A 23,843-nucleotide genomic window follows, 5' to 3' on the forward strand; every position below is an offset into this window, starting at 1 on the left:
CTAATTACTGCTTTTTATGATTTCGAGTTACCTACTACCTAAAGCCTTCGGCGAGGATTTTAAACCATTTGGACGTTAGGAAAGCGCAAGATCATCCCGATGGATCAACGCAGCACGCCCCGGCGCGCCCAATATCTCTTCGATTTCAGAAGATTGCCGCCCTTTAATCAACATTGCTTCAGCCGATGTATAGCGCGTTAGCCCGTGCCCGATGGGACGCCCGTCAGGGTCCAGAAGCGCCACGGAGTCGCCCCGCCCGAACGGGCCGGCGACAGCGGTCACCCCCGCTGGCAAAAGCGATTTGCCTTTGGACATGGCGGCGACAGCACCTGCATCCAATGTGACACTACCGCGGGGCTTGATCGCTGTAATCCATTGTTTGCGCGCTGTTTGCGGGTCAGATTGCGCGGTGAACCAAGTCGCATTCGCCCCATTTTCCAGCGCCAGCAAGGGCCGCAAGGGGGACCCTTCGGATATCGCCATGGCGCAGCCTGCAGTCGTGGCGGTTTTTGCGGCCATCAGCTTTGTTTTCATACCGCCTTTGGACAGGCCGGAGCCCGCGTCGCCCGCCTGCGCTTCGATTTCTGGGGTGATGGAACTGATGACATCATAGCGGACGGCGTCGGGGTCGTCGTTGGGGTTGGCCGAATAAAAGCCATCCACATCGGAAAGCAGAATCAAACGGTCTGCGGCGACGGTCACGGCAATTTGGGCCGCGAGTCGGTCATTGTCGCCAAAGCGGATTTCGTCCGTTGCGACAGTGTCATTCTCATTGACGATCGGCACCGCACCCATGGACAACAGCTGCTCCATCGTGGCGCGGCTGTTGAGATACCGCCGACGGTCCGCGCTATCTTCGAGGGTGACAAGCACCTGTGCGGCGGTAATCCCGTAGGGCTCCAGGGCTTCTTCGTAAGCGCGGGCCAGCCGGATCTGCCCGACAGCCGCCGCCGCCTGTGATTGTTCAAGCGCGAGCGTGGTGGCAGGCAGCCCAAGCACGCCACGCCCCAAAGCGATCGAGCCCGAAGACACAAGTACCACGTCCTTGCCCTGCCCTTTAAGCCACGCGACGTCCTGTGCCAAACTTTGTAGCCAGCCAGAGCGCAGCTGGCCGGTCGCGCGATCTACCAAAAGCGCAGAGCCGATTTTTACAACAATACGATTGCCGTCGCTTAAGGCTGCCAAGGTGCCTCTTCTTCGTCTTCAATGCGGAACCGCAGCCGGTCATCGTCAATCTGACCACGCAGGGCACGCAGGACCTCGGTGACCCCTTCGCGGGCGACGCCGGACATCATCATAACCTCGCCTCCGCAGGCTTTTTCTAATTCTTCACGGGTGGTTACGCGATCATCCTCATCCAGTGCATCAATCTTGTTCAGCACTGTGATACGGGGTTTATCCGCCAGCTCGCCGCCATATGCTTCGAGTTCATTAATGATGGTCCGGTAGTCTTCGGCAACGGTTTCAGAGGTGCCATCGATCAGGTGCAACAGCACCGCGCAGCGTTCGACATGGCCTAAGAACAGATCACCCAGACCCCGCCCTTCGGATGCGCCCTCGATCAAGCCGGGAATATCGGCAACGACGAATTCAGTATTATCCACCCCGACAACGCCCAAGTTTGGGTGCAGCGTGGTAAAGGGATAATCCGCGATCTTTGGCCGTGCGTTGGACGTGGCGGCAAGAAATGTCGACTTGCCCGCGTTCGGCAGACCCAATAGTCCCACATCCGCGATCAGCTTGAGCCGCAGCCAAACGGTACGTTCAACGCCCTCCTGACCGGGGTTCGCACGACGAGGTGCTTGGTTTGTAGCTGATTTGAAGTGCAGGTTACCCCAGCCGCCGTTCCCACCGCGCGCAAGTTCGACCCGTTGGCCAAGCTCTGTCATGTCCACCAGTACGGTTTCCTGATCCTCGTCGAGGATCTCGGTCCCTACGGGCACGCGGAGGATAATATCGTCCCCATCTTTGCCGGTGCGCTGTTTGCCCATACCGGGCTGGCCGTTTTTGGCAAAGAAGTGTTGCTGGTAGCGAAAGTCGATCAGCGTGTTCAGCCCATCGACGGCTTCGGCCCAGACAGAGCCACCGGACCCGCCGTCGCCACCATCAGGGCCACCGTATTCGATGTATTTTTCGCGCCGGAAAGACACGCAACCGCCCCCGCCTCCGCCAGAGCGGATGTAGACTTTGCACAGGTCAAGAAACTTCATCTAAAAGGCCTTTCGGGGCACGTGTGGTCATAGTTTGCAGCTATACGTCCAGGTAGGTACGCAGGTCTCGCGGGCCAGACAATAGGTTTCAGCATTGCCAAGATAGCGGAAACCTGCATTTGTCAACACTTTGGCAGATGCAGGGTTGTCGCGAAACACCGAGGCAAACATATTTTTGTTGTGCAGCGGGTTGGCTTGTACCAGCGCCTGCACGGCTTCAGAGGCTAGATGCGTATTCCAGAACGCAGGGGCCACCCAATATCCAACTTCCGATTGGTCTCGGTCCATTCGGATCAGGGAAATGACGCCCATTACCTCGGAACCACCGGTTTTTAGTCCGTCCATCACCCAAACATCTTCGGTTCTCGGCGTGCTGGTCGCGCGTGTTACATAGCTTTCGATCACCCCCGGCGGCAGCGGGTGCGGAATAGAGGCGGTGCGCATCGCAACCCGTGGATCGCTGGCGTAATGTTCAATCATGCCACGATCCGAAAGACGCACAGGGCGCAGGTCGAACCGTTCAGTTGCAATCACTTGCTGTTGCGACATTGTTAAATCTTCCATCGCTCTGTTCCTCCTCCGAACGGCACGAACGAGACAGGGGCCACCGTCAGCGCGGCCAGTGTCCATCTCAAATATCGTCTCTCCCAACGGTGTCCGAACACCGTCCCTTGCAGCCTTGATGTATCAGTCAATCAAGGTGCATTCCCCTATTTTCCGACACAGGACGACGGAAAGGAAAAGGGACCGGCGTTTCCGCCGATCCCTAATTTTTTAGACCTTTTGGGTGCGGCTTATTCTGCGGCTTCTGCCACTGGCAGGACCGAAATAAACGTCCGGTTCTTCAGTCCCTTGTGAAACTGAACCTTGCCGTCGACGACAGCAAAGATCGTGTGATCCTTGCCCATGCCAACGCCTTGAGCCGGCCAGTACTTTGTACCGCGCTGACGCACCAGGATGTTGCCGGGAATGACAGCTTCGCCGCCATATTTCTTCACGCCAAGACGACGACCTGCTGAGTCGCGGCCGTTACGGGATGAGCCGCCTGCTTTTTTATGTGCCATTGGTGTCTCTCCTTAGCCTTTTGCGAGTTCTTTGGCCTGTGCGATCCAGTCTTCACGACCGACGCGACCTTTGAACGACAGTTTCTCTTCGATAGCTTCGACGTCAGCGTCTGTCCAAGCAGCGATCTGTGCGAAGGTTGTGATGCCTTCACCGTTCAGCTTGCCAACGATGACCGGACCAACGCCCGAGATCTTGCTTAGATCGTCGGAACCTTCAGCTGCAGGGGCAGCTTTGGCCTTCTTCGCCTTGGCAGGCTTAGCCGATTTTTCTTCGGCTTGATTGTTCTTCACGCGCTTGGCCATTTCGGCCTGATCACTTTTGTTCAGCGCATAACGCTCTTCCATAGCAGTCACGGCAGCGGCGCTCACGGAACCGGTGCCGATTGCCGCTTTGACGTCGGACTTATCCGCGCCAGATGACAGGATCTCGCCGATTTTAACCAGCGTCAATTTTTGACGGTGGCCTTTGGTGCGCTTGGAGGAGTGCTTCCGGCGACGCTTGACGAAGTGAATAACTTTCTCGCCCTTGATCTGGTCGACGACTTCGGCTTGTACGCCGGCGCCTGTAACCAAAGGTGCGCCCAGCTTGGGAGAATCGCCACCCAGCATGAGAACTTCGTTGAATTGGACTGTTTCGCCCGCGTCAGCAGCCAAACGTTCTACCCGAAGCATATCGCCGGATTGAACTTTGTACTGCTTGCCGCCTGTCTTGATGACCGCAAACATGCGTCTTCCTTTACTGTTTCCGCATCCTGTGGTCCCCATTCGGGAGTTCGTCGGGCCTTGGCCCACCTCGGACAGCGCATCCCATTTCAGGATGTTCATGAAATAACAAAGGCACCCGAAACGGGCACCCTTAGGTTGAGGATTGCCGTATGATGCACCGCCCCCCTGATGTCAAGTGCCACAGGGCCGTGACGGGGATATATCGGCGCGGCGTCTTAGGACGCTATAGGTCTTCGGCGACCATGTTCAGCGCCACGGCACGCCCAAGGGCATAGGACACGTCCTCGTAGGCTGCTCCGAACCCGTCAAACAAGGCGCTGTTCAGGCTGCGCCCAGCATCGGTTTTCGAAAATGCGATGTAGCGTTCAAGAGCGTCATCCTCCAACGGAGAATAGGCCAAAGCCAGGTAGCTGTACAGCCAGCTGCGGGTGTCTTCGCTAACCGCGTCATGCTGCTGCGTGACGTCTGCTAACATCTCGGCCTCCGTCATTTGCAGGGCGTTACCGTCGGACATACCACGCATGAATTGAAAGTTGGAGTTCATCGCCGCAGCGACATTCCGTTCAACCATGTCGCCGCTGTCGATCAGTGCAGTGATCTGCGCAAGGCGGGCGTCAGCGGTCCCGTCCAGAACAGAAAACTGCGCGCGCGCAGCTTCTTCGATTTCTGGGTCGGTGATTGCAGCCCGCGCTTCGTTTTCCAGGGCGATGATCTGCGCGCCTGTACCTTGCGCGAAAAAGCGGATGACATCTTCGCGCTCTTGTCCCATCAAAGCAATTTGCAGCGCCGTGCGAACGGTTTCGACAATCCGTTCCGGGCTATAGATTGCGCGCACCTGAAGCTCCCAGCCCGGTCCGCCTTGCCCTCCCAGCATGTCACGGTCCAATTGTTCAGCGTTCTCTAGTCCCTCGCGCTGCAAAATTTCAGCCAGCTCGCCAAGGCGCAGCACATCCACCAACACCGTGGTTCGGGCATCTGCCCAAACCGGGAGCGCCAGCAGCCACAGGCCGACCGCAATAATAAACGTCCGCATGATTACAAGTCCTGACTGGGTTGCATATTGCCCAGCCGTTGCGCGACCTGTTCGTACCGGTTCGCCATGATTTCAAACTGCACAGCATTCATCAACGCATAAACTTTCTGCATCTGTGGGTCTTCAAGGGCTTTTGCATAGGCCAGCACCTCTTCATCCGAAAATGCCTGATAGGTATAGGCCGCCCCCGCCAACGCATTCTCTTTGATAGAGGCACGCATCTCGGGTTCCTGCGCGCGCATCGCTTCGCGCAGGTCGGGCTCTTCCATCTGTAGGTCGATAACCCCCGCGCCGGCGGCTGCCATCAGGAATCTGACCTGCACTTCTTGGAGTGCCCTTATGGAGCTTTCCTCCACATCGCTGGCACCATTCAGGCGGGACAATAATTCAACACGCGGAGAATTAATCCCGCGCAACCCATTCAGAATCGCATCGCCCGCTTCGGACTTCGCAGCATCATCTTCCTCCATATGAGAGGCGTTTTCAGCCGCGACCAACCGCTTCCCCAGATCGGTAGCATAGAAGTCGGACGCGTGGTCCAGTGCCTCATCGCTCAAGGCCTGGGCAAGTATGCCGGCCCCCATATCAAGCATCAAATCCGTCTCAAAAACCTCGCGTACCAATCGTGACCATTCAGAGCCAAAGGCATCCGCATCAATACCCAGCATCTGTGGCGCGGAATCAGCCGACAGCCGGATGCTTTCAAGCGCGACGTCAAACCCGGTAACTTCCAGAAATGCATCGACCCTTTCCCTATCGGCAGCCCGCGCCATCGGTGCAGCCACGGCGATCATGACCGCTAATCCAAAACATAAAGTTAACGGTAAACGGGTCAGTTGGCGCATGGTGGCATTCCTTTCAGGTTATTCACCCAAGACCTTAGGCAAAATCGGTTTGTCAGCAATGAAATTCCCCGTGTCCGCGAAAACTGGCCGAGCCCCCCTTGCCACCCCGTAAAATCCATCCTAAACGGACGCACCACACCGATGCGGAGAGGTGCCGGAGTGGTCGAACGGGGCGGTCTCGAAAACCGTTGAGCCTTCACGGGTTCCCAGGGTTCGAATCCCTGTCTCTCCGCCATTCACCTATACGCGCAAGGTCCCGCAGTCGGCCCATGCCGGCAGACCAGTTTCTGTGGTTGATGAGCAGTGCACCAAACATTCACCTCGGACCGGCAGATGCAAAGCGTAGCTCTAACTGCGTCGGACTTTGCCTAGCAATCGTGGCTTATCATTTGCTTTAAGATGAACCTTCAGGACACGCGGCGCAGGAACGATTGGGTGCGCGGGTCTTTGGGCGCATCAAGCAGTTCTGCCGGTGGGCCCTGTTCGACAATCCGCCCCTCGTCCATAAAGACGATCCGATCCGCAATCTCGCGCGCGAACTGGATTTCGTGGGTCACGATCAGCATGGTCTGTCGCTTCTCGGCCACCCGGCGCATCAGGTCCAGCACCTCGCCGACCCACTCCGGATCCAGCGCCGAGGTCGGTTCGTCAAACAGCATCAGATCCGCATCCAGCGCCATCGCGCGGCCGATGCCCACCCGTTGCTGCTGGCCCCCCGACAGCGCTGCGGGATAGCTATCGGCTTTCTCGAACAGACCGGTTTCGCGCAGCGTTGCATCGGCACGGGCGTTGGCCTCGGCCTTGCTATAGCCCTGAACGGTCTTCAGCGCCTGAGTGATATTCTCGCGCGCGGTCTTGTTGGCAAACAGCGCGTAGTTCTGGAACACGAACGACGTCCGCCGCCGCAGCGCTAGAATATCGGCGCGTTTCGCCGTCGCTGTATCGACAGACATATCGCCAATGCGGATCACGCCCGCGTCTGGCGCATCAAGAAAGTTTAGGCAGCGCAGCAAGGTGGATTTACCCGTGCCCGACGGGCCGATGATCACCACCCGTTCGCCTTGGGCGATATCAAGCGAGATGTCTTTCAACACGGCAGTGGTGCCAAAGGACTTGGTCAAACCGGATATGGTGATCCCGTCGCCCCTCGCCCTGCCCGTCTCTGGAATGGTCTCTGTCTTGTTCATCGCGCATGTGCCTTGTTCAGATAGACCTCTAGGTGACGCTGCGCGAAGGCCAACGTCTCTACCATGACCCAATAGATCGCGGCGACGACCAGAAAGGCTTCGAAGTAGAGGAAGCTTCCAGCGGCTTCTTTCTGGGTCGCGCCCATCAGTTCGGTCACGCCAAGAGTAAACGCCAGCGAGGTGCCTTTGATCATGTCGATAAAGTAGTTCACAAGCGTCGGCGCGGCGACCCGCGAGGCTTGTGGCAGGATAATCTGGCGCATCATCTGGCCTTGGGTCATGCCCACGGCCTGCGCGGCCTCCCACTGGCTGCGGTCCACACCCAGAATGGCAGCGCGGATGCTTTCGGCCATATAGGCCGAGAAATGCAGTGTCAGCCCCATGATCGTCGCGGTGACGCCATCAATATTCCCCAGAAAGCCCAGGACTTGCGGCAAGCCGTAGTAGAACAGAAACAACTGCACCAACAACGGCGTGCCGCGAAAAAAGCTGATGAACAGCCGCACAAAGACGTCGAGGACCGGAATCCGGAACACCCGCTCTACCGCGAGAGCAGATGCAAGCACCAATGCGCAGACCATGCCCACAAACGCCATGAAAAGCGTCAGCGGGACATAGCCCAGCAACACGGGCAGCAAGCCCAGCATGTAGTCGAAATCCAGTCCTCGCATCTTGGCTTACTCGGCTGTCGTGATGTCAGAGCCGAACCACTTTTCCGAAATCTCGGTCAGGGTGCCGTCCTCTTTCAGCTTGGTGATTGCCACGTCGAACCGGTCGCGCAGAGCTTTGCCTTCGTCATCGTTGCGGAACGGCAGGGCATTCCGGATTTCGCTAAAGGGTTTACCAGCCAGCGCCAGCGGCAGCGGGCTTTCGGCAATCAGCTGGCCGGACGAAACGCGGTCCATAACAAAGGCATCCACCCGACCAAGCGCCGTATCTTGGGCGATGTTGCTTTCATAGGTGCGAATGTCGATCTCGCCCGCATTTGGCAGTTCGTTCAACAACTCCTCAAAGTTAGAGCCGAGGTTGACCGCAACGGTTTTCCCGCTCAGGTCTTCAACGCTACCGATGGTGTCTTCGTTGCCGGCCTTAACCACGACTTGCGCCCCGTCAAAGACGTAGGGTTGCGAAAAGGCGAACCTTGCCTCGCGCTCGGGGGTGATGGTGATCTGGTTTGCGATCGTGTCGATGCGGCCGGATTCCAGCGCGCCGATCAGGCCGGAAAAGGACATAGTGACGAAATTGACTTCGTCGCCGGTTTCCTTGGCGACGGCGTTAATGAAATCGACCTCGAACCCCTGTAGCACGTCGAGCTTTACAAAGGTGAAAGGAAAGTACCCGCCCGACATACCGACATTCAGCGTCTCTGCCTGAGCAGCACTGACGCCGGTAGCAAGGGCGATTGCGGTGAGTGTGGCGTGTTTGATCATGATATTCTCCGTTACGTCTAAGGGGGAGGTAACATGACGCAGCTGCGCTTCAATGGCGCAGCGCCAACCAAGTACCGAGTCGTATCATTCAATGACGGCAAAGAATATAATTCTGGCAATAGCTTTGATCGCAAAACCCTGTTTTGAGGTCGCAGCGGGGAACGGAGTTTTCGGGGGCGATAGTAAGTTAAACGACTGCAGGTATGGGAATCACCGACACCCAAAATCACCTCGTAAGCACTTGATCAGACAAAATAAAACCGCCGCGAAGTGGGAGGACTTCGCGGCGGGGAAATTCTTGCGGCTTGAGACGTACGGTTTAGCGCAGTGCAACCGCTTGCGAAGCAATATGGCGGATTTCGCCACGTGCAACACCGATATCTGCCAGATCTCGGTCATTCATCGCCGACAATTCGCGGAAGGTCTGGCGTTTGGCGCGTTGATCAGCGCTGTAGGCGCGGAATGCGTTCAACGACATGCGCAGCTTGGGCATCAGACCCGCAACGGGCGCGGCGGTATATGTGGATGTATAGCTCATTTCTTATTCTCTCTTTCACGTCTATGCGGCGGCCTATCCACCGCATTCGGTTTGGTATGTTCCGTCAGCAAAGCGCTGGCGGTTTAAGCTGCTGCCGTGCCGCGGGGTGCGGTGCGGAACAGGCCGGTAAACTTGCGCGATGCTTTGGCGACTGCGGCAGAGAGATAGGCACTACGCAATGCATTGGCTTCAGCAAGCAGGCGGTCGACTTCGACCGGTGTGGCGGTTTTGTATGTAGCTTCGGTTTTCATTTTCCAGCTTTCCATTTCAGGGCCTCAATGCCCGTGATCGTCATATGTGGGCGGTGCAGCAAAGGTGCAAACCATAGTCGATATGCGAAAAACGCATGGCTTAAATGGCACAGTTTTACCCCATAACGGCCCATATCCGGCCTTTGTATCGGCAGTTTTGACCTTCACCCTGAACAATAGGGCCGCCCGAACGTTGGTAGCCCCTGAAACGGAGAGACCAACACAAACCGGAGAAGACACATGACCAGGCAACCGAACCAGCCGCAGCAATCCGTCCCACCCATGCCCGCGCAGGAAAAACCTCAGCCGGTGATATTTACGGATTATGCCAGCATCTGAAAGTGACAGAGCGCAGACGACGGTATAGGTAGTCAGGCATGACTGACCCTGTTTCCTCGATCCGTAATCTTGGCCCCGCGTTCGAGCAAAGCTGCGCCAAGGCGGGCATTCATTCTGCCGAAGCCTTGCGCGATCTTGGTGCCGATGCCGCCTACGCGCGTTTGCTGCAAAATGGGCAACGTCCGCACTTCATCGGGTATTATGTCTTGGTCATGGGGCTGCAAGGCCGCCCATGGAATGATTGCAAAGGTGAAGAAAAGAAGGCGCTGCGCGTCAAATTCGACGCGATCAAGGCCCGCGCGCACGATCCGGTCCAGTCAGAGTTCGAGCGTATGATGAACCTCATCGGTGTCCGAGAAGCGTGAGCTTGATCTCTTAGTCGGAACGTCCCCGCCCTCAACGGCGTTATACTGCAGAGTACCCCCAACAGGACACCCTGCCCCATGCCCCATTCCCCTGATGTTCAGCACGATCTTGATCGCCTGCGCGGTCTTGCTCGCACGATGGACAGCGCGTTGCGCGTCCCATTGTTTGGCATCCGTTTGGGTTGGGACAGTATCCTTGGCCTGATCCCCGGCGTGGGCGATGTTCTGGCGCTGGCACCAGCGGGCTATATCGTCAAAGAGGCGCATCGCATGGGCGCAAGCAGATCGGTCTTGGCACGCATGGGCGCGAACGTCGGCATCGACCTTGCGATCGGCGCGATCCCATTGATCGGTGATATCTTTGACATCGGCTGGAAAGCAAACACGCGAAACGTCGATCTTTTGCACCGTCACCTAGATGAAACGGCCCCAATGAAAACGGTTAGCCCTGCTGACGGCGAACTGTCATCCCATCACCCGACCCTTAAAGGCTAATGCCAATCACGCCGCATAGAAAAAGGGGCCGCAGTTTCCTGCGACCCCTTTCATCTGTCTAAACCCGTTAAGGCTTAGCCAACCAGTTCCAGACCGGAGAAGAAATACGCGATTTCGACTGCGGCTGTTTCAGGAGCGTCGGACCCGTGAACGGAGTTTTCGCCAACGGATTCAGCGAATTCTGCGCGGATGGTGCCAGCTGCGGCGTCGGCTGGGTTGGTTGCGCCCATAACTTCGCGGTTTTTCGCGATCGCGCCTTCGCCTTCAAGAACCTGAACGATAACCGGCTCGGATGCCATGAATTCGCACAGTTCGTCATAGAAAGGACGCTCGGCGTGTACAGCATAGAAGACGCCCGCTTGTGCCTTTGTCATGTGAATACGCTTTTGTGCGACGATGCGCAGGCCGGCTTCTTCGAATTTGGCGTTGATTTTGCCGGTCAGGTTGCGGCGTGTTGCGTCTGGTTTGATGATCGAGAATGTGCGCTCAAGGGCCATGATAGCTCTCCTAGGTGGGGTTGATTTGGCCGCTCCCTAGCATGGGTCATCCCCCGTGAAAAGCCGCGATTGACGCGGGGCCAGACATGGTCCACACCGCGTCCATGTTAAGCATTTCAGAAATCAACTATTCCGTCGAAGGCCGTCCCTTGTTTGAGGAAGCCAGTGCGGTCATCCCCGAAGGCCACAAAGTGGGCCTCGTCGGGCAAAACGGTGCGGGTAAAACCACGCTTTTCAAAATCATTCGCGGAGAGCTGTCGCTTGACGCAGGCGACATCAGCCTGCCATCGCGCGCCAAGATCGGGGGCATCGCCCAAGAGGTGCCGTCGTCTGACGTGTCGCTGATTGAAACGGTGCTGGCCGCCGATGTGGAACGCGCCGCGCTGATGCACGAGGCAGAGACGACGGAAGACCCCGCGCGTATCGCCGAGGTGCAGACCCGTCTTGCCGATATCGACGCCTGGTCCGCCGAAGGCCGTGCTGCCGCGATCCTCAAGGGCCTCGGCTTTGATGATCATGACCAGCAGCAACCCTGTTCTGCCTATTCGGGCGGCTGGCGGATGCGTGTGGCATTGGCGGGGGTTCTGTTTGCACAGCCCGATTTGCTGCTGTTGGACGAACCGACCAACTACCTCGACCTTGAAGGCGCGTTGTGGCTGGAAAACTACCTGTCGAAATACCCGCATACGGTGATCATCATCAGCCACGACCGTGGTCTGCTGAACCGCGCCGTTGGTGGCATCCTGCACCTCGAAGACCGTAAGCTCACGTATTATCAAGGTAATTACGATCAATTCGCTAAAATGCGGGCCGAAAAGCGTGCGCAGCTGACCGCGCAGGCGAAAAAACAGCAAGCGCATAAGGCACATATGCAGGCGTTCGTTGACCGCTTTAAGGCCAAGGCGTCCAAGGCCAAACAGGCCCAATCGCGGATGAAGGCCATCGAAAAGATGGTGACGATCACGCCACCGGAAGAAGCCGCGCGCAAGGTCTTTACCTTCCCGCAACCCGACGAGCTGTCGCCACCGATCATCAGCATCGAAGGCGGATCGACCGGCTATACCGAGGGCCAGCCCGTGCTGTCGCGCCTGAATCTGCGGATCGACCAAGACGACCGCATCGCATTGTTGGGTAAAAATGGTCAGGGTAAATCGACGCTGTCCAAGCTGCTGTCCAACCGTCTGGTGTTGTTCGAGGGCAAGGCGATCAACTCGAGCAAGCTGCGGATCGGTTTCTTTGCGCAGCACCAAGTGGATGAACTGGTCGTTCACGAAACGCCGCTTCAGCACATGATCAGCGCGCGCCCCGGTGTGATGCAATCAAAGCTGCGCGCACAGCTAGCGGGGTTTGGTCTGGGGCCGGATCAGGCCGATACCGAAGTCGGTCGCCTATCGGGTGGGCAAAAGGCGCGACTGTCGCTGCTGCTCGCCACACTGGATGCGCCGCATCTGCTGATCCTCGATGAGCCGACCAACCACCTTGATATCGAATCGCGCGAAGCGCTGGTCGAGGCACTGACGCGCTATTCTGGCGCTGTGATCCTTGTCAGCCACGACATGCACCTTTTGTCGATGGTGGCAGACCGTTTGTGGCTGGTGTCGAACGGCACCGTTCAGCCCTATGAGGATGACCTCGAAGCGTACCGCAAGATGCTGCTGACCGTGGAAAAGCCCGTCAGCAAGAATGCCAAACCGGTCAAGGAAGTGCCGAAACCGAAACGCGCCAACCGCGAAGACATCCTTGCCCTGCGCTCGGAAGTGCGGACCGCCGAGGCGCGGGTGACCAAGATCAACGACATGCGGGATAAACTGGCTAAAAAGCTCGCGGACCCTGCCCTTTACGAAAAGGAAAAAGTCGGCGAACTTGAGGTTTGGAACAAGAAATACGCCGAAGTCATGGCCGCCCTTGAACGGGCAGAGGCGATCTGGATGGGCGCATTGGAAAAGCTGGAAACCGCGTCTGCCTGAGGACACGGGGCCAGCGCTAAAGGCATGAGGACGGGGCTGGCCCCGGTGGCAGTTTATGATGGCACTTGATCTGGCGTTCATGATCACGGCGTTCGCGACCATAATCGTGATCATCGACCCCTTTGCGATTGGCCCTATGTTTTTGGCCCTTACCCCTGGTATGACCCCGCGCCAGCGCAGGCTGATCGCGTGGCGGTCGGTTATCATTGCCGGCCTGATCTTGCTGGTCTTTGCCGCATTTGGCGAGGCCGTGCTGGGGTTCATCGGGATCTCCATGCCCGCTTTTCGGGTGGCGGGGGGCGTGCTGCTTTTCCTGACCGCCCTTGATATGTTGTTCGATCGCCGGACCAAACGCCGCGAAGGCCATGCCGAAGCGGATGATGACCACGACGATCCGTCGGTGTTCCCGTTGGCCATTCCCTTGATCGCCGGCCCCGGCGCTATCGCGTCGGTGATCTTGCTGACGGGCGAGAAGCCGGGCCTCGAAGGGTTGGTGACCGTGGTTGCCATTACCTTTGCCGTATTGCTCATCATGGGCATCACCATGCAGGCCAGCGGCTATCTTGAAAACGCCTTGGGCAAGGTCGGGATCAACGTGATCACGCGACTTTTGGGAATGCTACTGGCCGCCCTTTCGGTGCAATTCGTTCTGGATGGCCTGAGCGCCTTTGGTTTCGGTCCCGGGCCGGGCTGACATTCGCACGCCCTGCCCCCATATTCTTGGAAGACTGCCAAAGGATATATGATGCCGGATATCGACATAGGACGTTTGATCTACCTGATTTTGCTTGTGGCGATGGTCGCGGGCTGGTTCTTTATGCAAAGCCGTCAGGGGGTGAATAAAACGCTCCAGCAGGTCGCCGTCTGGGCTATGATTTTCATCGGCGTTGCAGCGGGATACGGGCTTTGGGGCGATATCAGCCGCAGCGGTGATATCCCGCGCCAAAGCTATCAGGCGGGAACCGGCAGCGTCACCCTGCCGCGCGCGCGCGACGGTCATTACTATCTTACCGCCACCATCAATGGCACGCCGCTGCGCTTTGTTGTGGATACGGGCGCGACCGATATGGTGCTCACCCGCAAGGATGCCAAGACCGCGGGGCTAAAGCCGGATGATCTGAAGTATCTGGGTCGCGCCAGCACCGCCAATGGCGAGGTGCGCACCGCTTATGTCAGGTTGGCCGAGGTTGAGCTGGGCGGCGTGCGCGACACCAATGTGCCTGCAGTCGTCAATGGGGGCGAGATGCGGCAATCACTGCTGGGGATGGGCTATCTGCAACGCTGGGGCCGGATCGAGATTACCAATGGAGAGCTTATTCTGACGCGGTAGATGCGCGCGTAACACCCTCAGGTCTCTGCCTTTTTCTCCCATCGACCCGACTCCTCGGACCAGTATTGCGCCGATGCACCCGCAGCCTTCAGAGCCTTCCACTGGTCGCGGGCCACGTTCAACGCGTGCTCGTCTAACCCGTCGAACAGGATGCACACGCGGTCCAGCGCGGCAACTTCTTCGGCGGTTACGGGCGCACCGTGGATCGAAAACACGCAGGTTGCACGGTTGGGCGCAGCGTTTTGGGTGGTCAAAAGCACCGGCTGATCCGCATCATGAGGACCGCCCGCCAAACCATGCGGTAAAAACCCATCATCCGGACCCCGCCACAGGGCAACGTCCAACTGTTCCAGAAGATTTTGATCGGTGCCACGTACCGCCACGCGCCAACCAGCGCCTTGGGCCTTGCCCAAGAGCATGGTCAGCGTTTCGACCAGGGGTCGCTCGGTCAGATGGTAAAAATACGCGGCACCCATGAGGTTTACTCTGTCTCGTAGAGGTTTGAAATCAAACGGTTCAACGAGGCAACGCCCCAGCCGGTCGCCCCCACGGGTGCGAGCGCTGTTTCAGACTTAACCGAAGCCACGCCGGCAATATCAAGGTGAATCCAGGGCGTACCGTCTTTGATAAACCGTTGCAGGAATTGCGCCGCTGTGATTGACCCTGCGGGACGACCGCCGATGTTTTTCATATCAGCGATGCGGCTTTTCAGCAGCTTGTCATAGCCCGCGCCCATGGGCATGCGCCATGCGCCTTCGCCCTCGGTTTTTGCTGCCTTGAGGAAGGCGTTGCACAGCGCGTCGTCGTTCGAGAAGACGCCCGCATTGTCGTGGCCCAAGCCGATAATGATCGCGCCGGTCAACGTGGCCAAGTCGATCACGCCCGCCGGATTGAACCGTTCCTGCGCGTACCACAGCACGTCGCACAGCACCAAACGCCCCTCGGCGTCGGTGTTGATGACCTCGACCGTGTCACCCTTCATTGTTTTGATGACGTCACCGGGGCGGGTTGCCGTGCTCGAAGGCATGTTCTCTACAATTCCGACGAGACCGACGACATTTGCCTTAGCCTTGCGCAACGCGAGGCTGCGCATCACGCCGGACACGACGCCCGCGCCGCCCATATCCATTGTCATGTCCTCCATGCCTGCGCCGGGTTTCAGGCTGATCCCGCCGGTGTCAAACACCACGCCCTTGCCGACTAGTGCCAGCGGGGCCGCGTCTTTCTCGCCGCCGTTCCATTTCATCACCACAACGTAGGACGGGCTGGCCGACCCCTGCCCGACGCTGAGCAAGGTACGCATGCCTAGTTCTTCGAGCTTGGCGTCGTCCAGCACTTCGACCTCGAGGCCAAGGGATTCCATCTCGGCCAGACGGTCGGCGAATTCAGTGGTGGTCAGGATATTCGCGGGTTCGTTGGTTAGGTCGCGGGTCATAAAAGCGCCATCGGCGATGGCCAGCAGCGGCGCTGCGGCAGCCTCGACCTCTTCGGGCTTGGAGTTCATGATCGTGACCTGCCCCGTGCGCGGCTTGCCGTTGCTTTTGCGATCTTCAAACGTGTAATCACGCATCGCCAGACCAAAACACAACTCTGCCGTTTTGCGCAGGCCACCGGTCAGGACCAGCAGATCAGCGGTGCCACGGCGCTTGGCCAGCGACGCACCCGCGGCCCGCAGCGCTTCTTGGTCGGCATTGTTCTCAAGCTGCACAACATCCACGGCCTCTGCCGCCATGCCGGTCGGAAACCCTAGGCTGACGGCATCGCCCGCTGACAATTTCGTGAAGCTATCACTGGCAACGAGCCGCTCCAGCGCGCCTTTGGTAAGCTTGTTGATGCGTCGCGCCGAGGGGTTCAGCTTGCCATCCGCGCCCACAATCACAGCCACACGGCCCGTGTGGCCTGCGATCTGGTCAATATCGGTTTCGGTAAATGTCATTGGCGTCAGTGCGGTCATCATGAACCCCTTTTGTCTGAATTTCGCTTAGACGTATCCTGCGTGCGCCGGTAAGGCCAGATAGCAGTTTTCGCGGGCGGAAATTTCCTTTAACGTTGGGCGAAAGTTAACCCGCGTTGATATCTAAGGGATGCAGATTGGCCAAGTTCGACCGCTATATGTTGTCCCAGTTCCTGATCCTGTTTAGCTTTTTTGCGCTGGTTCTGGTCGCGATTTTTTGGATCAACCGTGCTGTGGTGCTGTTTGACCGACTGATCGGCGACGGCCAGACCGCGCTGGTGTTTCTGGAATTCACTGTGTTGGGACTGCCCAAGCTGATCACCACAGTGCTGCCAATCGCGACCTTTGCGGGGTCGGTTTATGTGATCAACCGCATGACCAGCGAATCCGAGCTGACCGTATTGCAGGCAACGGGCACCAGCCCTTGGCGTCTGGCACGGCCGGTGTTCGTCTATGGGCTGTGCGTTGCGTTGATGATGTCGGTGTTGACCCATTTGCTTTTGCCCCTGTCGAATGCCCAGTTATCAGAACGCGAGGCCGAGATTTCGCAGAATGTGACGGCGCGGCTGCTCACCGAAGGGACATTCCTGCACCCCACGTCAAAGGTGACGTTCTACACCCGCGTGATCGATGCGGATGGGGTTTTGCGTGATGTGTTTTTATCTGACCGTCGCAACCCCGACGAGGGCGTGATCTATACCGCATCCGAAGCTTATCTGATCCGCAACGGCGACGGCACGACCTTGATCATGGTTGACGGCATGGCGCAGCGGCTTGAAGTGGCGGGCACGCGTCTGTCGACCGCCAAGTTCCGCGATTTCTCGTTTGATGTTTCGGCCTTGGTCAGCAGCAAAAACGCGAAAAGCACGTCCATCGACGCGATGACCACAGCACAGCTGTTCGCGGACTGGGACCAGCTTGAGAACGCCACGAAATCCACATCGGGCGAGATCGCAGAAGAGCTGACCGCGCGCTTTGCCTCTGCCGCTTTTTGCATAATTGCTGCACTGATTGGCTATGCGACACTGGTGCTCGGGGGCTTTTCCCGGTTCGGGGTCTGGCGCGAAATCGTGATCGCCTTTGGCCTGTTGATCGCGATTGACGGGCTGCGTGGCACTTTGGTCGAAACGGTGCGCGAGAACGCGGATCGCTGGCCATTGTTGTTCCTCCCCAGCCTGATCGGGGCCGTAATCGTCATCGGGATGATCTGGCAAACGGCGCACCCCGGGTGGACCAAACGGATGGGCAGAAAAAGGGGCGTCGCATGATCCTGCATCTCTATTTCGCCCGCCGTTTTATCATGGGCTTCGTGCTGATCTCGGCGGTGCTGTTTTCCTTGCTGGTCCTTGTCGACATGGTTGAACAGGCGCGGAAATTTAGCAGCTATGACATCGGCTGGCCTCGGCTTTTCGGCATGACCTTGCTGAACACACCCGAGACGATGAACCTGATCCTGCCTTTGATCATGATCCTTGCCACGGTGGTGCTGTTTTTGTCGTTGGCGCGGTCGTCTGAACTGGTTGTGACCCGTGCCGCGGGCAGATCGGCTCTTAGCGCGTTGCAGGCACCGATTTGGGTGGCCTTCATTATCGGCGTTATGGCCGTGGGCATGTTGAACCCGATCGTTGCAGCAACCGCGAAAAAATACGGCCAGATGACGGACAGTATCCGCGCGGGCGGGACCTCTGTTTTGTCGGTCAGCGCCGAAGGGCTGTGGCTGCGGCAAGGCAGCGACGATGGGCAAACCGTGATCCGAGCTTGGCGATCAAACAAAGATGCCTCGGTGCTTTATGACGTAACTTTCCTGACCTACGCACCAGATGGTGGCCCGAAGCGCCGGATCGAAGCGGGCAGCGCAGCACTCGAGGACGGTATCTGGATATTGGCGGATGCAAAGTCATGGCCGCTGCAGGTGGGTGTGAACGCTGAAGGCGCGGCAGAGACGTTTGAGACGCTTACCCTGCCCTCGACCCTGACACTGGATCGCATCCGTGACAGCATTACCGACCCCGGCGCGGTGTCGATCTATGATCTGCCCGACTATATCGAACAGCTTGAACTCGCTGGATTCAGCCCGCGCCGCCACAAGGTCTGGCTACAGACCGAACTGGCGCGGCCGTTCTTCCTGGTGGCGATGGTTCTAGTTGCGAGCGCTTTCACCATGCGCCATACGAGGTTTGGTGGCACGGGCGTTGCCGTGTTGGCGTCTGTCTTGTTGGGGTTCGGGTTGTATTTTATTCGCAGCTTTGCACAAATTCTGGGAGAGAACGGGCAGATCCCGGTTCTTCTTGCCGCATGGGCTCCGCCCGTCGCGTCGATCCTCTTGGCGCTTGGTCTTCTTTTACACGCAGAGGATGGCTGACATGCGCCGTTTGCTCCTGACCCTTCTTGTGGCGCTTGGATTGCCTGCCGCTGCGCAAGACAGCGACCGTCCCGCTGTGTTGGTAGCCGATGACCTTTTTATCACCCGTGACCGCGAACTGGTCGCCCAAGGCAACGTAGAGGCGTTTCAGGGCACCACCCGTATTCGGGCGTCCGCCATCCGCTATAACGACCAAACCGGTGCGCTGGTGATTGAAGGGCCGATCGTGCTGAACGATGGGGACGGTACGGTCATTCTTGCTGATGCCGCCGAGCTGGATCAGGGGCTGCAAAACGGGTTGCTGCGCGGCGCGCGCATGGTGTTGAACCAGCAGGTGCAAATGGCCGCCGTGCAGATCGACCGTGTTGAAGGGCGCTATAGCCAACTGTATAAAACTGCCGTCACTTCGTGCAAAACCTGTAATGACGGCGAATTGCCCCTGTGGCAGATACGCGCCCGCCGCGTGGTGCATGACACCGTGGCACAACAATTGTATTTCGACGATGCGACCTTTCACATCCGGTCCGTTCCAGTCTTTTATCTACCGCGCCTGCGCCTGCCCGATCCCACACTAGACCGCGCGAACGGCTTTCTCGCGCCGTCAGTCCGTACGACGTCGCTTTTGGGTACGGGGCTGAAGCTGCCGTATTTCATCACGCTTGGGCAAAGCCGCGACCTGACGTTGACCCCGTATCTTTCGTCGTCGACCCGCACCCTCGAATTTCGCTATCGCCAAGCGTTCACCAATGGCGAGATCCAGTTTGACGGTGCCTACACGCGGGATGACCAGCAACCCGGCGACACCCGTGGCTACCTTTTTGGCGAAGGCCGCTTTGATCTGGAGCGGGACTATCAGCTCAGCTTTACCATAGAGGCCGTGAGCGACAGTTCGTATTTCACCGAATACGGTTATGCGGATGATGACCGTCTGCGCAGCGATCTGACGCTGTCCCGCGCACGGCGCGACAGTTTTGTGCGCACCAGCCTTTACAACTTCGAAACCCTGCGCCCCGGCGAACTGAACAGCACGCTGCCGACCGTCGTGATCGACGGCGAATTCGAACGGCGCTTTTTCCCTAAGGCGTGGGGTGGCGAGCTGCGGTTCGGGCTTGAGGCGCATAGTCATTGGCGCTCTTCGGACGAGGATACCGACGTGAATGGCGATGGAGTGGTGGATGGTCGCGATGTATCGAGGATCAACGGATCGCTCAAATATCTGCGTCGCTTCACCCACCGGTCCGGTTTTGTCACGGATGCGCAGGTTGGTACGACGTTCAATTTCTTCGACATCACCCAAGACGATACCTTTGCGCAGAACCACAGCGATATCGCGCCTTTCGCAGCGGTCGGACTAAGCTACCCGATGGCACGCCGCGAGGCAGGCGGTGCCTCGCAGGTGCTGACGCCTGTGGTGCAACTGGGATGGACCGATGGCGGCAGGCTCGACATTCCGAACGAAGAAAGCACGCGCGTCGAGTTCGATCAGGGCAATATCCTGTCATTGTCGCGCTTTCCGCGCCCCGACCGGCGTGAACGGGGCACCACCGCAGCGGTGGCCGTCAACTGGTCGCGCTTTGACCCCAATGGCTGGGATACCTATGTGGCTGTTGGTCAGGTGTTTCGCAGCGTAATCGATCCTGAATTTACCGATACGTCCGGTTTGTCTGGGGCGCGCTCTGATGTTTTGCTGGCGGGGCAAATCAGGAACAATGCAGGGCTTTCGCTGACCGCGCGCACGCTGGTGGATGCCGACTTCGACATCTCAAAGGCAGAGCTGCGCGGGGGCTGGAATTTTGGCAAAACCACCGTCGCAGGGACTTATGTCTGGCTTGAAGCTGACCCAGCTGAAGCCCGGACCGAGGCAATTTCAGAAGTGTCGCTGGACGGCAGTTATGACATCAACCAGCAATGGTCCGCCAGCGCCGACGTTCGCTATGACGTGCAGAACAGTACCGCAGCGACGGCAGGACTTGGCCTGACCTACAATAATGAATGCGTGAGCGTCGACCTTTCGGTGCGCCGCCGCTATACCTCCTCAACAAGTGTTGAGCCCTCTACCGATATCGGGTTTAACGTCGGCCTGCGGGGCTTCTCGGCCTCCAACGGAACAGAAAGATATGAGCGATCATGTGGGAAATAAGTAAGATGAACCTGAACCGTCTGACACGAAGCATCGCCGTCCTTGGGCTTGGTCTGGTGACCAGCGCCCCCGTTTCGGCGCAGAACCTCTTTGCGCCCGTGGCCAAGGTGAATGAATCCATTGTGACTGAATTCGAGGTGCAGCAACGCCGGCGCTTTCTTGAAGTTTTGAACGCCCCTGGTGCGACCCGCGATGGGGCGCTGAATTCGCTTATCGACGAACGCCTGCGCAACGAAGCGGTGGCTGAGGCGGGGATCGAACTGACCCCGCAGGGCATCGCGGACAGCCTGTCCGAATTTGCGTCGCGCGCGGATCTGAGCACCGAAGAATTTACCCAAGCGCTAGGTCAATCCGGTATCTCGCCTGAAACATTTCGCGATTTCGTCGTGAATTCCATCGGGTGGCGCGAACTGGTGCGTGCCCGCTATGCCAGCCGGGTGCAAATCACTGATGCGGAAATCGACCGCGCTTTGGGCGAAAGCAATGGCAGCGGCGTGCGCGTTCTTGTGTCCGAGATTATCATACCCGCCCCACCGCAACAGGCGGCACGGGTAAATACACTGGCCGAACAGATTTCCCAGTCCAAATCTGCGGCTGAATTTTCGAACTACGCCAGCCGCTATTCCGCGACCGCTTCGCGGGGTCGTGGCGGACATCTACCGTGGCAGAACCTGACTGACCTGCCCCCGAGCCTGCAACCGCTGATCCTCAGCCTTGCGCCGGGCGAAGTCACCGATCCTTTGCCAATCCCGAACGCCGTGGCGCTGTTTCAGCTGCGCGACATCGAGGAAACGAACGTCACTGCACCGACCTATTCGGCGATCGAATATGCGACCTACTACATCCCCGGCGGACGGACCGAGGCAGCACTGGCACAGGCCGCAAGCATCCGTGGCCGGATCGACCGATGCGATGATCTATACGGTATTGCCAAAGGCCAGCCCGCCGAAGTGCTGGAACGTGTCACCCAAGCCCCCGCAGAAATCCCGCAAGACGTGGCGATTGAACTGTCAAAGCTGGACCCCGGCGAAGTTTCAACGACACTGACCCGTGCCAATGGTCAAACGCTGATGCTGCTGATGATGTGTGGCCGTACCGCTGCTGCCAATGCATCTGCCTCGCGCGAGGATGTGACAAACGCGCTGCGTCAGGAACGGCTGACCGGCTATGCGGAACAGCTGCTCGAACAACTGCGGGCCGACGCGCGCATCGTTCGCAAATGACCCAAGCCAAAACGGGCTTGGCCGACAAGCCGGTTGTGATCTCTTGCGGCGAACCCTCTGGCATCGGGCCAGAGGTCGCCGCACGGGCTTGGGCGATGCTGTCAGGCGAAGTGCCGCTTGCCTGGATTGGTGATCCGCGCCACCTGCCCCGTGATATCCCCCATTGCATCATCGATAGCCCGTCTGACGCGCGAGAGGCAGGCGACACCGCCCTACCCGTGCTGCGCCACGACTTTGCCGGTGACGCGGTCGCAGGACACCCGGACCCCGCCAATGCGCAGGGCGTGATCGATGTGATCGCACGCGGCGTTGATCTGGTGCGCAGCGGTGCGGCCTGTGCCTTGACCACGGCCCCGATCCACAAGAAAGCGCTGAAAGACGGTGCGGCTTTCGCCTATCCGGGCCATACGGAATACCTTGCTGCGCTGGCCGGTGGCGTGGACGTCGTGATGATGCTGGCCTCGGATCAGCTGCGGGTCGTGCCGGCAACAATCCACATTGCATTGGATCAGGTCCCAAATGTCCTGACACCTGCCCATCTGCGCCGCGTGATAGAGATTACATCGGCGGGGCTGATGTCCCAATTCGGGATCAAAACTCCCAAAATCGCCATCGCGGGATTGAACCCCCACGCTGGCGAAGGTGGCACGATGGGCCGTCAGGAAGCCGACTGGATGAACACGCTCGTTACGCAGATGCAGGGCGAAGGCTTTGACCTCAGCGGACCGCACCCTGCTGATACGATGTTCCATGCTGCCGCGCGGGCACGATATGACGCGGCGATTGCCATGTACCACGATCAAGCGCTGATCCCGATCAAGACGCTGGATTTCGACCGCGGCGTCAACGTGACGCTCGGCCTGCCGTTCATTCGAACCTCGCCTGATCATGGCACTGCGTTTGACATCGCGGGTCAGGGTATTGCCAATCCTACCAGCATGGTTGAAGCGCTGCGTATGGCCTACCGTATGGCGCAATCGTGAGCGTCCGCCCCCCGTCTTTCCCCGTTTCACAGGCCCCCAGATGAGCACAATCGACAACCTTCCGCCCCTGCGCGATGTGATTAACACCCATGACCTCAAGGCACGCAAATCCTTGGGGCAGAACTTTTTGCTCGACCTCAATCTGACGGCCAAGATCGCGCGGCAAGCGGGCGATATGACTGAATGTGATGTGCTTGAAATCGGGCCAGGTCCCGGTGGGTTGACGCGTGGGTTGCTGTCCGAAGGCGCGCGCCGCGTTCTTGCGATCGAAAAGGACAAACGCTGCTTGCCTGCGCTCGCTGAAATTTCGGACGCTTATCCTGATCGGTTGATGGTCATCGAAGGCGACGCGCTCGAGATTGACCCGTTGGCGCATCTGACGCCACCGATCCGCATTGCTGCGAACCTGCCGTATAACGTGGGCACCGAACTGTTGGTCCGTTGGTTGACCCCGCAGGAATGGCCGCCGTTCTGGCAAAGCCTTACTCTTATGTTCCAGCGCGAGGTGGCTGAACGTATCGTGGCCAAACCCGGCTCCAAGGCCTATGGCCGTCTGGCTCTGCTGGCACAGTGGCGGGCCGATGCAAGGATTGTGCTGAACCTGCCGCCCGAGGCCTTCACCCCTCCGCCCAAAGTATCCTCTGCGGTGGTGCATCTCACGGCCCTGCCTGAACCGCGGTTTCCCGCCGATCCTGCCGTGTTGAACCGGATCGTAGCCGCGGCGTTTAACCAGCGGCGCAAGATGCTACGTTCGGCGCTAAAGGGTGCCGCACCGGATATCGAGGACCGTTTACTGGCCGCGGGTCTAAAGCCGACCGAACGGGCGGAACAGGTGCCACTGGAAGGGTTCTGTGCGCTGGCCCGCGAGATCGCCAAGACCTGACCGCTGCAGCCCGACCAATAG

At 58.5% G+C, this 23,843-nt stretch carries 26 protein-coding genes and 1 tRNA gene; 12 read left to right on the forward strand and 15 right to left on the reverse strand.

All coding sequences use genetic code 11. The features are described from left to right. Positions 1-75 precede the first annotated feature (75 nt). The 7 genes from proB to GLP52_RS04175 all read right to left on the reverse strand — a co-directional run bounded on the left by proB (position 76) and on the right by GLP52_RS04175 (position 5,878). Positions 76-1,185 (reverse strand): glutamate 5-kinase, encoded by a 1,110-nt coding sequence (gene proB / locus GLP52_RS04145; protein WP_237271627.1) that lies wholly within the window; start codon positions 1,183-1,185, stop codon positions 76-78. Further along, the gene (obgE, locus tag GLP52_RS04150; RefSeq protein WP_093732274.1) at positions 1,173-2,210 is read right to left on the reverse strand and encodes a GTPase ObgE; all 1,038 of its coding nucleotides are present in this window, start codon (positions 2,208-2,210) and stop codon (positions 1,173-1,175) included. The genes proB and obgE overlap by 13 nt, the downstream gene beginning before the upstream one ends. A 27-nt stretch (positions 2,211-2,237) precedes the next feature. Next, positions 2,238-2,774: a GNAT family N-acetyltransferase gene (locus tag GLP52_RS04155; protein WP_093732273.1), complete on the reverse strand. Its 537-nt coding sequence runs from the start codon at positions 2,772-2,774 to the stop codon at positions 2,238-2,240. A 230-nt stretch (positions 2,775-3,004) separates the two neighbouring features. After that, positions 3,005-3,274, reverse strand: a complete 270-nt coding sequence (rpmA, locus tag GLP52_RS04160) for a 50S ribosomal protein L27 (RefSeq protein WP_093732272.1) — start codon at positions 3,272-3,274, stop codon at positions 3,005-3,007. Between the two features lie 12 nt (positions 3,275-3,286). Then, positions 3,287-4,000, reverse strand: coding sequence for a 50S ribosomal protein L21 (locus tag GLP52_RS04165; RefSeq protein WP_093732271.1), 714 nt, complete (start codon positions 3,998-4,000; stop codon positions 3,287-3,289). Between the two features lie 223 nt (positions 4,001-4,223). Beyond that, positions 4,224-5,033 (reverse strand): hypothetical protein, encoded by an 810-nt coding sequence (locus GLP52_RS04170; RefSeq protein ID WP_237271628.1) that lies wholly within the window; start codon positions 5,031-5,033, stop codon positions 4,224-4,226. A gap of 2 nt (positions 5,034-5,035) precedes the next feature. Then, the gene (locus GLP52_RS04175; RefSeq protein ID WP_093732269.1) at positions 5,036-5,878 is read right to left on the reverse strand and encodes a DUF2059 domain-containing protein; all 843 of its coding nucleotides are present in this window, start codon (positions 5,876-5,878) and stop codon (positions 5,036-5,038) included. A gap of 145 nt (positions 5,879-6,023) precedes the next feature. Between GLP52_RS04175 and GLP52_RS04180 the strand changes: the two genes are divergently transcribed. Then, positions 6,024-6,113, forward strand: a tRNA-Ser gene (locus GLP52_RS04180). Positions 6,114-6,285: 172 nt separating this feature from the next. Here GLP52_RS04180 and GLP52_RS04185 read toward each other — a convergent pair. From GLP52_RS04185 to GLP52_RS04205, 5 genes are all read right to left on the reverse strand, one after another. Continuing rightward, on the reverse strand, positions 6,286-7,065 hold the full coding sequence (locus GLP52_RS04185) for an amino acid ABC transporter ATP-binding protein (RefSeq protein WP_237271629.1): 780 nt from the start codon (positions 7,063-7,065) through the stop codon (positions 6,286-6,288). Continuing rightward, complete coding sequence (locus GLP52_RS04190) at positions 7,062-7,736, reverse strand: amino acid ABC transporter permease (RefSeq protein ID WP_093732267.1); 675 nt, start codon at positions 7,734-7,736, stop codon at positions 7,062-7,064. Before GLP52_RS04190 ends, GLP52_RS04185 begins: the two co-directional genes overlap by 4 nt. A gap of 6 nt (positions 7,737-7,742) precedes the next feature. Further along, positions 7,743-8,495 (reverse strand): amino acid ABC transporter substrate-binding protein, encoded by a 753-nt coding sequence (locus tag GLP52_RS04195; protein WP_093732266.1) that lies wholly within the window; start codon positions 8,493-8,495, stop codon positions 7,743-7,745. Between the two features lie 319 nt (positions 8,496-8,814). Continuing rightward, the gene (locus GLP52_RS04200) at positions 8,815-9,033 is read right to left on the reverse strand and encodes a DUF1127 domain-containing protein (protein ID WP_093732265.1); all 219 of its coding nucleotides are present in this window, start codon (positions 9,031-9,033) and stop codon (positions 8,815-8,817) included. 83 nt (positions 9,034-9,116) lie between these two features. Beyond that, the gene (locus GLP52_RS04205) at positions 9,117-9,284 is read right to left on the reverse strand and encodes an RSP_7527 family protein (RefSeq protein ID WP_237271630.1); all 168 of its coding nucleotides are present in this window, start codon (positions 9,282-9,284) and stop codon (positions 9,117-9,119) included. Between the two features lie 377 nt (positions 9,285-9,661). On the opposite strand from GLP52_RS04205, the gene GLP52_RS04210 reads away from it, so the two are divergent. Both GLP52_RS04210 and GLP52_RS04215 read left to right on the forward strand, forming a co-directional pair. Then, positions 9,662-9,988 carry a TfoX/Sxy family protein gene (locus GLP52_RS04210; RefSeq protein ID WP_093732263.1) on the forward strand — a complete coding sequence of 109 codons (327 nt, stop codon included), beginning with the start codon at positions 9,662-9,664 and terminating at the stop codon, positions 9,986-9,988. A 78-nt stretch (positions 9,989-10,066) separates the two neighbouring features. Then, the gene (locus GLP52_RS04215) at positions 10,067-10,483 is read left to right on the forward strand and encodes a DUF4112 domain-containing protein (RefSeq protein WP_093732262.1); all 417 of its coding nucleotides are present in this window, start codon (positions 10,067-10,069) and stop codon (positions 10,481-10,483) included. Positions 10,484-10,557: 74 nt separating this feature from the next. On the opposite strand, the gene ndk is transcribed toward GLP52_RS04215, so the two are convergent. Next, positions 10,558-10,980 (reverse strand): nucleoside-diphosphate kinase, encoded by a 423-nt coding sequence (ndk, locus tag GLP52_RS04220; protein WP_093732261.1) that lies wholly within the window; start codon positions 10,978-10,980, stop codon positions 10,558-10,560. 104 nt (positions 10,981-11,084) lie between these two features. Here ndk and GLP52_RS04225 point away from each other — a divergent pair, with 104 nt between their 5' ends. From GLP52_RS04225 to GLP52_RS04235, 3 genes are read left to right on the forward strand one after another with little or no spacing between them, the layout of a single operon-like run. Further along, a complete protein-coding gene (locus GLP52_RS04225; protein WP_237272641.1) occupies positions 11,085-12,947 on the forward strand; it encodes an ABC-F family ATP-binding cassette domain-containing protein in 1,863 nt (620 codons plus the stop codon). A gap of 58 nt (positions 12,948-13,005) precedes the next feature. Further along, on the forward strand, positions 13,006-13,641 hold the full coding sequence (locus GLP52_RS04230; protein ID WP_237272642.1) for a MarC family protein: 636 nt from the start codon (positions 13,006-13,008) through the stop codon (positions 13,639-13,641). 51 nt (positions 13,642-13,692) lie between these two features. Further along, positions 13,693-14,277, forward strand: coding sequence for a retropepsin-like aspartic protease family protein (locus GLP52_RS04235; protein WP_237271631.1), 585 nt, complete (start codon positions 13,693-13,695; stop codon positions 14,275-14,277). Positions 14,278-14,294: 17 nt separating this feature from the next. Here the strand turns inward: GLP52_RS04235 and GLP52_RS04240 are convergent, their stop codons facing one another. Continuing rightward, entirely contained in the window at positions 14,295-14,753 is a 459-nt protein-coding gene (locus tag GLP52_RS04240; RefSeq protein ID WP_237271632.1) for a DNA polymerase III subunit chi, read from the reverse strand. Positions 14,754-14,758: 5 nt separating this feature from the next. Continuing rightward, positions 14,759-16,231 carry a leucyl aminopeptidase gene (locus GLP52_RS04245; protein WP_093732256.1) on the reverse strand — a complete coding sequence of 491 codons (1,473 nt, stop codon included), beginning with the start codon at positions 16,229-16,231 and terminating at the stop codon, positions 14,759-14,761. 137 nt (positions 16,232-16,368) lie between these two features. Here GLP52_RS04245 and lptF point away from each other — a divergent pair, with 137 nt between their 5' ends. Genes lptF through rsmA form a run of 6 tightly spaced genes read left to right on the forward strand, consistent with a single transcriptional unit; the run spans position 16,369 to position 23,822 of the window. Beyond that, a complete protein-coding gene (gene lptF, locus GLP52_RS04250) occupies positions 16,369-17,499 on the forward strand; it encodes an LPS export ABC transporter permease LptF (protein ID WP_093732255.1) in 1,131 nt (376 codons plus the stop codon). Continuing rightward, the gene (lptG, locus tag GLP52_RS04255; protein WP_093732254.1) at positions 17,496-18,593 is read left to right on the forward strand and encodes an LPS export ABC transporter permease LptG; all 1,098 of its coding nucleotides are present in this window, start codon (positions 17,496-17,498) and stop codon (positions 18,591-18,593) included. Before lptF ends, lptG begins: the two co-directional genes overlap by 4 nt. Before the next feature lies 1 nt (position 18,594). Continuing rightward, positions 18,595-20,733 carry an LPS-assembly protein LptD gene (locus tag GLP52_RS04260; RefSeq protein WP_237271634.1) on the forward strand — a complete coding sequence of 713 codons (2,139 nt, stop codon included), beginning with the start codon at positions 18,595-18,597 and terminating at the stop codon, positions 20,731-20,733. Between the two features lie 5 nt (positions 20,734-20,738). Further along, on the forward strand, positions 20,739-21,956 hold the full coding sequence (locus tag GLP52_RS04265) for a peptidylprolyl isomerase (RefSeq protein ID WP_093732252.1): 1,218 nt from the start codon (positions 20,739-20,741) through the stop codon (positions 21,954-21,956). After that, positions 21,953-22,939: a 4-hydroxythreonine-4-phosphate dehydrogenase PdxA gene (gene pdxA, locus GLP52_RS04270; RefSeq protein WP_237271635.1), complete on the forward strand. Its 987-nt coding sequence runs from the start codon at positions 21,953-21,955 to the stop codon at positions 22,937-22,939. Before GLP52_RS04265 ends, pdxA begins: the two co-directional genes overlap by 4 nt. Positions 22,940-22,979: 40 nt before the next feature. After that, positions 22,980-23,822 (forward strand): 16S rRNA (adenine(1518)-N(6)/adenine(1519)-N(6))-dimethyltransferase RsmA, encoded by an 843-nt coding sequence (gene rsmA, locus GLP52_RS04275; RefSeq protein WP_093732250.1) that lies wholly within the window; start codon positions 22,980-22,982, stop codon positions 23,820-23,822. The last annotated feature ends 21 nt before the right edge of the window (positions 23,823-23,843 follow it).

The organism is Sulfitobacter sp. M22 (assembly GCF_021736025.1).
Taxonomy (GTDB): domain Bacteria; phylum Pseudomonadota; class Alphaproteobacteria; order Rhodobacterales; family Rhodobacteraceae; genus Sulfitobacter; species Sulfitobacter litoralis.

Bases quoted from the DNA above. Each gene is read 5' to 3' on its own strand.
- obgE (WP_093732274.1), bottom strand. From the start codon at position 2,210: ATGAAGTTTCTTGACCTGTGCAAAGTCTACATCCGCTCTGGCGGAGGC.
- GLP52_RS04155 (WP_093732273.1), bottom strand. From the start codon at position 2,774: ATGGAAGATTTAACAATGTCGCAACAGCAAGTGATTGCAACTGAACGG.
- rpmA (WP_093732272.1), bottom strand. From the start codon at position 3,274: ATGGCACATAAAAAAGCAGGCGGCTCATCCCGTAACGGCCGCGACTCA.
- GLP52_RS04165 (WP_093732271.1), bottom strand. From the start codon at position 4,000: ATGTTTGCGGTCATCAAGACAGGCGGCAAGCAGTACAAAGTTCAATCC.
- GLP52_RS04170 (WP_237271628.1), bottom strand. From the start codon at position 5,033: ATGCGGACGTTTATTATTGCGGTCGGCCTGTGGCTGCTGGCGCTCCCG.
- GLP52_RS04175 (WP_093732269.1), bottom strand. From the start codon at position 5,878: ATGCGCCAACTGACCCGTTTACCGTTAACTTTATGTTTTGGATTAGCG.
- GLP52_RS04185 (WP_237271629.1), bottom strand. From the start codon at position 7,065: ATGAACAAGACAGAGACCATTCCAGAGACGGGCAGGGCGAGGGGCGAC.
- GLP52_RS04190 (WP_093732267.1), bottom strand. From the start codon at position 7,736: ATGCGAGGACTGGATTTCGACTACATGCTGGGCTTGCTGCCCGTGTTG.
- GLP52_RS04195 (WP_093732266.1), bottom strand. From the start codon at position 8,495: ATGATCAAACACGCCACACTCACCGCAATCGCCCTTGCTACCGGCGTC.
- GLP52_RS04200 (WP_093732265.1), bottom strand. From the start codon at position 9,033: ATGAGCTATACATCCACATATACCGCCGCGCCCGTTGCGGGTCTGATG.
- GLP52_RS04205 (WP_237271630.1), bottom strand. From the start codon at position 9,284: ATGAAAACCGAAGCTACATACAAAACCGCCACACCGGTCGAAGTCGAC.
- GLP52_RS04210 (WP_093732263.1), top strand. From the start codon at position 9,662: ATGACTGACCCTGTTTCCTCGATCCGTAATCTTGGCCCCGCGTTCGAG.
- GLP52_RS04215 (WP_093732262.1), top strand. From the start codon at position 10,067: ATGCCCCATTCCCCTGATGTTCAGCACGATCTTGATCGCCTGCGCGGT.
- ndk (WP_093732261.1), bottom strand. From the start codon at position 10,980: ATGGCCCTTGAGCGCACATTCTCGATCATCAAACCAGACGCAACACGC.
- GLP52_RS04225 (WP_237272641.1), top strand. From the start codon at position 11,085: ATGTTAAGCATTTCAGAAATCAACTATTCCGTCGAAGGCCGTCCCTTG.
- GLP52_RS04230 (WP_237272642.1), top strand. From the start codon at position 13,006: ATGGCACTTGATCTGGCGTTCATGATCACGGCGTTCGCGACCATAATC.
- GLP52_RS04235 (WP_237271631.1), top strand. From the start codon at position 13,693: ATGCCGGATATCGACATAGGACGTTTGATCTACCTGATTTTGCTTGTG.
- GLP52_RS04240 (WP_237271632.1), bottom strand. From the start codon at position 14,753: ATGGGTGCCGCGTATTTTTACCATCTGACCGAGCGACCCCTGGTCGAA.
- GLP52_RS04245 (WP_093732256.1), bottom strand. From the start codon at position 16,231: ATGACCGCACTGACGCCAATGACATTTACCGAAACCGATATTGACCAG.
- lptG (WP_093732254.1), top strand. From the start codon at position 17,496: ATGATCCTGCATCTCTATTTCGCCCGCCGTTTTATCATGGGCTTCGTG.
- GLP52_RS04260 (WP_237271634.1), top strand. From the start codon at position 18,595: ATGCGCCGTTTGCTCCTGACCCTTCTTGTGGCGCTTGGATTGCCTGCC.
- GLP52_RS04265 (WP_093732252.1), top strand. From the start codon at position 20,739: ATGAACCTGAACCGTCTGACACGAAGCATCGCCGTCCTTGGGCTTGGT.
- pdxA (WP_237271635.1), top strand. From the start codon at position 21,953: ATGACCCAAGCCAAAACGGGCTTGGCCGACAAGCCGGTTGTGATCTCT.
- rsmA (WP_093732250.1), top strand. From the start codon at position 22,980: ATGAGCACAATCGACAACCTTCCGCCCCTGCGCGATGTGATTAACACC.